Origin of the sequence: Actinoplanes sp. NPDC048791 (genome assembly GCF_040650095.1) — a bacterium.
GTDB lineage: Bacteria > Actinomycetota > Actinomycetes > Mycobacteriales > Micromonosporaceae > Actinoplanes.
On record NZ_JBEZGQ010000374.1, the window covers coordinates 1 to 7,414 of the forward strand.

8 protein-coding genes and 2 pseudogenes are annotated in these 7,414 nt (G+C 71.4%); 9 read left to right on the forward strand and 1 reads right to left on the reverse strand.

Annotated features, from left to right (window positions below):
* The 4 genes from AB0C29_RS24820 to AB0C29_RS24835 all read left to right on the forward strand — a co-directional run.
* Nucleotides 1-512: methyltransferase domain-containing protein (locus AB0C29_RS24820; protein WP_360824424.1), on the forward strand; the 512-nt coding region annotated here is incomplete at its 5' end.
* A complete protein-coding gene (locus tag AB0C29_RS24825; RefSeq protein ID WP_360824427.1) occupies nucleotides 509-1,669 on the forward strand; it encodes an acyl-CoA dehydrogenase family protein in 1,161 nt (386 codons plus the stop codon). The genes AB0C29_RS24820 and AB0C29_RS24825, both read left to right, overlap by 4 nt.
* A 63-nt stretch (nucleotides 1,670-1,732) precedes the next feature.
* Entirely contained in the window at nucleotides 1,733-2,785 is a 1,053-nt protein-coding gene (locus tag AB0C29_RS24830) for a type III polyketide synthase (protein ID WP_360824438.1), read from the forward strand.
* 9 nt (nucleotides 2,786-2,794) lie between these two features.
* Nucleotides 2,795-3,253 carry a DUF6023 family protein gene (locus AB0C29_RS24835; RefSeq protein ID WP_360824430.1) on the forward strand — a complete coding sequence of 153 codons (459 nt, stop codon included), beginning with the start codon at nucleotides 2,795-2,797 and terminating at the stop codon, nucleotides 3,251-3,253.
* 569 nt (nucleotides 3,254-3,822) lie between these two features.
* Here the strand turns inward: AB0C29_RS24835 and AB0C29_RS24840 are convergent.
* Nucleotides 3,823-4,587 carry a hypothetical protein gene (locus AB0C29_RS24840; protein ID WP_360824433.1) on the reverse strand — a complete coding sequence of 255 codons (765 nt, stop codon included), beginning with the start codon at nucleotides 4,585-4,587 and terminating at the stop codon, nucleotides 3,823-3,825.
* A 341-nt stretch (nucleotides 4,588-4,928) separates the two neighbouring features.
* Between AB0C29_RS24840 and AB0C29_RS24845 the strand changes: the two genes are divergently transcribed.
* The 5 genes and pseudogenes from AB0C29_RS24845 to AB0C29_RS24865 all read left to right on the forward strand — a co-directional run.
* On the forward strand, nucleotides 4,929-5,414 hold the full coding sequence (locus tag AB0C29_RS24845; RefSeq protein ID WP_026206027.1) for a CarD family transcriptional regulator: 486 nt from the start codon (nucleotides 4,929-4,931) through the stop codon (nucleotides 5,412-5,414).
* A 58-nt stretch (nucleotides 5,415-5,472) separates the two neighbouring features.
* Nucleotides 5,473-5,952: pseudogene (locus tag AB0C29_RS24850) on the forward strand (2-C-methyl-D-erythritol 4-phosphate cytidylyltransferase); the annotation flags it as partial.
* A gap of 438 nt (nucleotides 5,953-6,390) precedes the next feature.
* Nucleotides 6,391-6,624 (forward strand): annotated as a pseudogene (locus AB0C29_RS24855) (2-C-methyl-D-erythritol 4-phosphate cytidylyltransferase); the annotation flags it as partial.
* A 13-nt stretch (nucleotides 6,625-6,637) separates the two neighbouring features.
* Nucleotides 6,638-7,117, forward strand: a complete 480-nt coding sequence (gene ispF / locus AB0C29_RS24860) for a 2-C-methyl-D-erythritol 2,4-cyclodiphosphate synthase (protein WP_360824441.1) — start codon at nucleotides 6,638-6,640, stop codon at nucleotides 7,115-7,117.
* A gap of 49 nt (nucleotides 7,118-7,166) precedes the next feature.
* Nucleotides 7,167-7,414: tetratricopeptide repeat protein (locus tag AB0C29_RS24865; RefSeq protein ID WP_360824435.1), on the forward strand; the 248-nt coding region annotated here is incomplete at its 3' end.

Here is a 7,414-nt window from a genome sequence, read left to right on the forward strand (position 1 = left end):
TCGGCGTCGATCTGCGCCGCGCCGGGCTGGAGCAGTCCGCGGCCCGGGGAGTGACCCCGGTGACCGGCGACATCACCGCGCTGCCGCTGGCCGACGGCTCGGCCGACGTGGTGGTCGCCGGCGAGATCCTCGAGCACGTCACCGACCTGCAGGCCGCGGTGGCCGAGCTGTGCCGGGTGCTGCGGCCGGGCGGGCTGCTGGTGCTGGACACGGTCAACGGCACCTGGGCCGGCCGGTTCCTGACGGTCACGCTCGGCGAGCGCTTCGGCGTGGCGCCGGTCGGCCTGCACGATCCGGACCTGTTCGTCGATCCGGGCGAGCTGACCATGGAATGCGCCAAGCACGGCGTGCAGTTGCTGGTCCGCGGCCTGCGTCCGAGCGTGGTCGGGCTGATCCGGTGGCTGTTCCTGCCCACCGGTCCCGGGGCGGGTCCGTTGGGCCGGATGATCCCGACCCGTTCCACCGCGGTGGTCTACCAGGGCATGGGCCGCAAACAGGGGGAGATGGCATGACGACTGTCGAGGAGGCGCGCCGGCTGGCGCCGCGGTTCGCGGCCCGGGCCGCGGAGCACGACCGGGAGGGTGTGTTCCCGGCGGCCGACTTCGCCGACCTGCGCCGCTCCGGCATGTTCGGGCTGATGGTGCCCGAGCGGCTGGGCGGCGCCGGAGCGGGCTTCGCCGACTACGCGGCGGTCGCCTACGAGCTGGCCCGGGGCAACGGCGCCACGGCGCTGATCTTCAACATGCACGCCTCGGTCACCGGCGCGCTCGGCGGCGTCACCAACGAACTGGCCGAGGCGCTGGGCCTGCCACCCGAGGCGCTGGAGGCCCGCGACCGCTACCTGCGCGCGGCCGCCGAGGGCAGCTGGTATGCGGTGGCGATGAGCGAGCGCGGCGCCGGCTCCCGGCTCTCGCAGATGACCACAAGTTATGAGGAGACCGACGAGGGCTTCCACATCAAGGGCGCCAAGACGTTCTGCTCGGGGGCGGGACACGCGGACGCGTACCTGGTGGCGGCCCGCAGCTCGGCCGACCCGGAGAAGGTCTCGCAGTTCCTGGTCCCGCCGGGTGAGGGCCTGACCGTCGAGCAGACCTGGGACGCGCTGGGCATGCGCGCGACCGGCTCCAACGACGTGCACATCGACGTCACCGTTCCCACCACGGCCCTGCTCGGCGGGGTCGAGGGGCTGGCGCTCGTGGTCGCCCAGCTCGCCCCGCACTGGATGGTGGCCAGCTACGCGGCGGTCTACGTGGGGGTGGCCCGGGCGGCGGTGGACGCGGCAGTCGAGCACGTCACCGCCCGGGGGCTGGGGCACCTGCCGGCCGTACGGGCGCGGATCGGGCGCGCGGACGCGGCTGTCGCGGCAGCGCACCTGGCTGTCATGGAGGCCGCCCGCCGGGTCGACGAGGAGCCCGGCGAGGCGGAGACCAACCGCTGGGTGTGGCGGGCCAAGCTGCTGGCCGGCACGACGGCGGCGGAGGTGGCCGCCTCGATGCTGGAGGCGGCGGGCACCTCGGCGATGCGGCGCGGGCACCCGCTCGAACGCCTCTACCGCGACGCCCGGGCCGGATCACTGCAGCCCGCGACCTCCGACGTGTGCGCGGACTGGCTCGGCGTCGAGGCGCTGGGCGGTGATCCGGACTCGCAAGGCTCCGCCCCGCGGTGGTGAACGCTTTTCGCGGGTAAGGCACCAGTCGGCGGGGTTCGGCCTGGGGAGGCACAAGTGAAAAGAATCGGTCAGGCAGTGATCGCCGGCCTGGGTACGGCATTGCCACCGGCAGCGGCACAGGACGACCTGTGGGAGGGCTTCTTCTCGCAGCACTACACGGGCGGCCGCCGCGGACTGGCGAAGCGGATCTTCGCCAACTCGGGGGTACGCACCCGGCAGGCGGCGGTCAGCCCGCTGCTGGAGGACGTCTCCGGCTGGTCCACCGAGCGCCGGATGCGCCGCTACCAGGTCGAGGCCATGCCACTGGCCAAGGAGGCGGTCGGCCGCGCACTCACCGAGGCCGGCGTCGCCGCCGACGAGCTGGGGCTGCTCGCCGTCTGCTCCTGCACGGGCTACGCGACGCCCGGCCTGGACATCCTGCTGGCCCGCGACATGGGCATGGCGCCCGCACTGCAGCGGCTCTTCGTCGGCCACATGGGCTGCTACGCCGCGCTGCCGGGCCTCGGCACGGCCGCGGACTACGTCGCGGCCCGCGGCCGCCCGGCGCTGCTGCTCTGCGCCGAACTCACCAGCCTGCACATCCAGCCCGCGGATTCGCGGGCGGACATCCAGCAGATCGTCTCGCACGCGCTCTTCTCGGACGCCGCGGCCGCCGTCGTGCTCACCCCGGAGAGCAGACCCGGAGGGTACGTCGTCAGCGACGTCGCCGCGCTCACGGACACCACCACGGCCGGCCACATGACCTGGGACGTCACCGACCTGGGCTTCCGGATGGGGCTGTCACCGCAGGTCCCGGACGTACTGGCGCTGCACGTCCGGGCCATGGTCGACGACCTGCTGACCCGCAACAACCTGACGATCGCGGACGTGGACGGCTGGGCGGTGCACCCCGGCGGCCCGAAAATCCTCGACGTGGTGCAGGAACAACTCGGACTGACGACCGACGCGATGGCAGCATCCCGCGAGGTGCTGGCGACGTACGGGAATTGCTCGTCCCCGACGGTATTGCTGGTCCTGGACGCGCTGCGGCGCAGGCCACAGCCACCGCGCCGGGTCGTGATGCTGGCGTTCGGGCCTGGCCTCACGCTCTATGGCGTCCTGCTCGACACACCCTAGTGTTGTCGCGTGCGAGAGGACCGGGCCGCGGGCGCGACGCTCTACGCGTTCGCCCTGGTCCTGCTGCTGGTCGGGGGCGTGTGGTTCGTCCGCGCGGCCCCGGAGGTCGGAGAGGACCCGGCGGTGGTGGCCGGCCGGGCCACTGTCGAACGGCTGCTGCCTGACCTGCCCCGGCAGGCGGGGGCGGAGACGATGGTGCTGGCCGCGGGCGGACGCAAGGAACGCAACACGTCGGTGGTCGGGGGCGCGTACGCGCTGGCGATGCTGTGCGTGGGTGACGGCCAGGTGCGGGTACGGCTGAGCGCTACGGGAGAGGATTCGGGGCGGGCGGTGCCGTGTTCGGCGGAGGATCCGGAGCCGGTGGAGCTGACGGTCGGTCTCGCGGACAACCTCTTCATGGCGGTGTCAGCAGAGACCCGGGGCGCGGCGGTCTTCCGCTGGCGCGTCATCCGGACCCGCTCCTACTGATCCTTCTCGCGGGCTCGACCCTGATTCCTTCGCGGCTGGTCCGCCTCGCGGGCCGATCCGTCTCGCGGGGGCTGGTCTGTCTCGCGGGCTGGTGCGTTTCGCGTCTTGGTCCATTTCCGCGCTGGTTCGTTTTGCGGGTGGAGCCGTGGCGCGTGAGCTGATCCATTCGTCGGCCGACTCGCCTCGCGGCCGGCCCGTCGGCGCGGTGGTCCGTCTTCCGCGCTGACTGGCTCTCGCATGCCGGTCCGCTCGTCTGCTGACTCGCGTCGCGGGCTGGTCCGTTCGCATGCTGGTCCGTTTGCGGCCGTCCGTCTCGCGGGCTGGTCCGTTTCGCATGCTGGTCCGTTTGCGGCTGTCCGTCTCGCGGGCTGGTCCGTTTCGCATGCTGGTCCGTTCGCGGCTGTCCGTCTCGCGCAGACCTCGCGACCTCACGCGGGCTGGGCCGCCTCGTGCGCTGTCCGTCTCGCATTTGCTGCGCCTCATGACAAGCGTCACTTACCGGTCGGACCTTGCCGACCGTCTCCCGCCGCCGCTCGAGGCTCCGCCGGGCGAGGCGCTGTCACGCAGCGTCAGAGTCGGGCGAGGTCGGGGCGGAAGTCCTCAATCGAGAAGGTCCGGGCGATCTTGCGGACGATTTCACCCCCGCGGTTGACCAGCAGGACCGCCGCGGTGCCGTCGGGCGTGCCGAGTTGGAGCCCCGCGCGAAGCTCCCCGGTCGGGTCACGCAGCGCGCGCACTGTCCTGGACTGAGTCTGTGGTGCGGCGTTCGTGGGCGGGGCGCCACCGGTCTGCCCAGCGGCGGGAGTGGCGACGACCGTCACCACGGCGATCCCGGGCGGAGCCGCGGCAGTGGTGTCGGCCACCAGGTCGGCGCAGTCGCAACCGTCGGTGAGCAGCACGACCGCCGGCAACTGGCCGCGTAGCGGGACGGTCTTGCCGTCGCCGCCCATCAGCTCCAGGGCGGGCAGGGTGTCACCGCGGTCGTCGGTCGTGGTGGCGGTGCGCTGGGTGGCCGGTGAACGGGACGGCCCGGGCCAGGCCGAGGCGAACAGGCTGGCCACGGTGACCAGGACGGCCATCGAGATGATCAGGACCGGGGCGCGCAGGCAGGCGGCGCCGACCCGGCGGAGGGCGCGCATGCCGGGGCGGTCGGTGAATTGCTGCCAGCCGGTGCGCTCCTGCGACCGGTGCAGTTCGGCCTGGACGGCGCTGACCTCGTCGGAAAGCTCGGAGAGGTCATCCGGGATGACGATGACGCCCCACTCCTCGGGGAGGTCCGGCAGACCGTCAGGGGAGCCGCCATCGGGCGGCCAGTTGCCGCCGTTGTCGCTCATACTGCCCACGATTCACCCTCCCCCCTGCCGACGAGTCTCGCGTGGCCGGGGACCTGCGTCCAGCCTCCCCCAAGCACGCCCTCGACCGCCAGTGGTGGGCGGTTCCGGTCGCTAGCGATAAGCTTGACCTCGCAAAGGCTTCAGGTCCGGAATATCCGACTCGCTGAGTCAAGTGGTCACGACGTAGTCACCCTCCGTTACTGAGGCAGCTCTTCGCCCGCATGTCAAGCGGTAGAAAGACGGCTCACAGGGCCTCTGAGCTGCACTAACAGTCACGGCCAGGGTGGGACATCGCTGCCTGAGCGTGTTACCCTAGACACAGCGAAAGGGGTTTCGAACCTATGGTTTTCAGTGTCGGCGAGACCGTTGTTTACCCCCACCACGGGGCCGCACTCATCGAGGCAATCGAGACTAGGGTCATCAAGGGCGAGCCGAAGCAATATCTCGTTCTGCGAGTCGCCCAGGGCGACCTTACTGTCCGGGTGCCCGCTGAGAACGCCGAGATCGTCGGCGTGCGCGAAGTGGTTGGCGAGGAGGGCCTGGGCAAGGTCTTCGACGTCCTCCGCGCACCGCACACCGAGGAGCCGACCAACTGGTCGCGGCGTTACAAGGCCAATCTCGAGAAGCTCGCCAGCGGTAACCCGCTGAAGGTCGCCGAGGTCGTGCGTGACCTCTGGCGTCGTGAGCGCGAGCGTGGTCTCTCGGCTGGGGAGAAGCGCATGCTCGCCAAGGCCCGCGACATCCTCGTCGGTGAGGTGGCCCTCGCCGAGAAGAGCACCAAGGACGAGGCGGAAGTCCTCCTCGACAAGGTGCTCACCGAGGCCTGACGTTCCCACCACCTCAGCACCACCCCCCACGGTGACAGCAGCCGAACAGGACCGCGACGTGACCGCGCAGCTCAACGCTCGCGGTGACGTCGCGGTCCTCGTTCCGGCCGCCGGCGCAGGTCTGCGCCTGGGCCCGGGCGGTCCGAAGGCCCTGCGCCTGCTCGCGGGGGAGCCCCTTCTCGTGCACACGATCCGGCGCATCGCGGCAGCCCCGTCGGTGCGCCTGATCGTCGTGGCCGCCCCGGCCGCTGAGGTCGACGCGGTGCGCGCGCTGCTTGCTCCGGTTGCCGCTGTGACTGTGGTCGCGGGTGGGGCTGAGCGCCAGGATTCGGTGGCGGCGGCGCTTGCGGCCGTACCGGAGGATGTCGGGATTGTGCTCGTGCACGACGCGGCGCGCGCCCTTACGCCGCCGGAGCTGATCGAGTCGGTTGCGGCTGCTGTTCGGAGTGGGCGGCCGGCGGTGATTCCGGTTCTGCCGGTGGTCGACACCATCAAAGAGGTCGGCCTCGTCGACCCCGTCGATGGTGCTGACCGCGCCGACGTTGGTTCGGCCGGTCCTGCCGGCTTCGGCTCCTCCGACGGCGGGTATGCCAACCTCGGCTCTGCCGGTCCTGCCAACGTCGTTTCCGTCGGCTCGGTCGGCTTGAGCCCTGTCGATCCTGGTAATCCGGCGGACCGTGCGGACCCGGCTGACCCCGCGGATCCGGCCGATCCGGCTGACCCGGCCGATCCGGCTGACCCCGCGGACCCGGCCGATCCGGCTGACCCGGCCGATCCGGCTGACCCCGCGGACCCGGCTGACCCCGCGGACCCGGCGGACCCCGCGGACGCGGCTGACACCGCCGATCCGGCTGATCCGGCCGATCCCTTTGATCTTGCTGACACCGGGCACTCGGCCCTTGCCGTGTCTGCCGACTCCGGCCGCGCTGTTGCCGATCCCGCCGGCCTCAGCTTCACCCGCACTCCGGTTGAGGTTGTGCTGGGGACGGTTGATCGGTCTGTTCTGCGGAGTGTGCAGACGCCGCAGGGGTTTCGGCGGGATGTGCTTGCTGCTGCGCATGCTGCCGGGCTCGGCGCCCACACCGACGATGCCGGGATGGTCGAGAAGGCGGGCGTTCCGGTCACCTGCGTGCCCGGGTCGGAGCTCGCCATGAAGATCACCCGTCCGCTGGACCTGGTGATCGCCGAGGCGCTGCTGCACGTAGCCTGACGCGGTGACTTCTGTGAGCCCGCCCAGTCAGCGTGTCGGGATCGGCACCGATGTGCACGCCTTCGATCCCCAGCGGGTCTGTTGGGTGGCCGGACTCATGTGGCCCGGTGAGTCTGGGCTGGCCGGGCATTCCGACGCCGATGTTGCCGCTCATGCTGCCTGCGATGCGCTGCTCAGCGCCGCCGGGCTCGGTGATCTCGGCAGCAACTTCGGCACAGCCGAGCCTGAGTGGGCCGGAGCCGCCGGGGTGACGTTGCTGGTTGAGACCGTTCGGCGGCTTGCCGAGCACGGCTACGCGGTCGGCAACGTGTCGATTCAGGTCATCGGAAACAGGCCGAAGATCGGTAAGCGCCGTGAAGAAGCGCAGCAGGTGCTTTCCGCGGCGGTCGGTGCGCCGGTCACCGTCTCCGGTACCACCACGGATGGGCTCGGGCTCACCGGGCGTGGTGAAGGGCTTGCTGCTGTCGCCACCGCGCTGATCTATTCGGTATGAGGCTGCCCCGGGCGGGGTGATCTCGCGGTCGAAGACCTACGCTCGATGGGTGTCGAGCGAGCCCACGTCCCAGTCCGAGCCGGAAACCACCCCTGAGGAGTACCGGCAGCGGGCCCTCCTGATGGCTGACCTCGGCCGCTACGACGAGGCGGTCGGGGAGATCGCCAGTGGTCTGGCCGCCGCGCCTGATGACGCCGCGCTGCTGACCACGTTGGCGCGGGTGCACCTGGCCGCGGCGCAGCCGGTGGATGCGCTGGCTGCTGCGGACCGGGCCGTCGCGGCCGCACCCGGGACGGT

Excerpts from the sequence above, each read along its gene's own strand:
- AB0C29_RS24845 (WP_026206027.1), top strand. The coding sequence starts at position 4,929 with ATGGTTTTCAGTGTCGGCGAGACCGTTGTTTACCCCCACCACGGGGCC.
- AB0C29_RS24840 (WP_360824433.1), bottom strand. The coding sequence starts at position 4,587 with ATGAGCGACAACGGCGGCAACTGGCCGCCCGATGGCGGCTCCCCTGAC.
- AB0C29_RS24825 (WP_360824427.1), top strand. The coding sequence starts at position 509 with ATGACGACTGTCGAGGAGGCGCGCCGGCTGGCGCCGCGGTTCGCGGCC.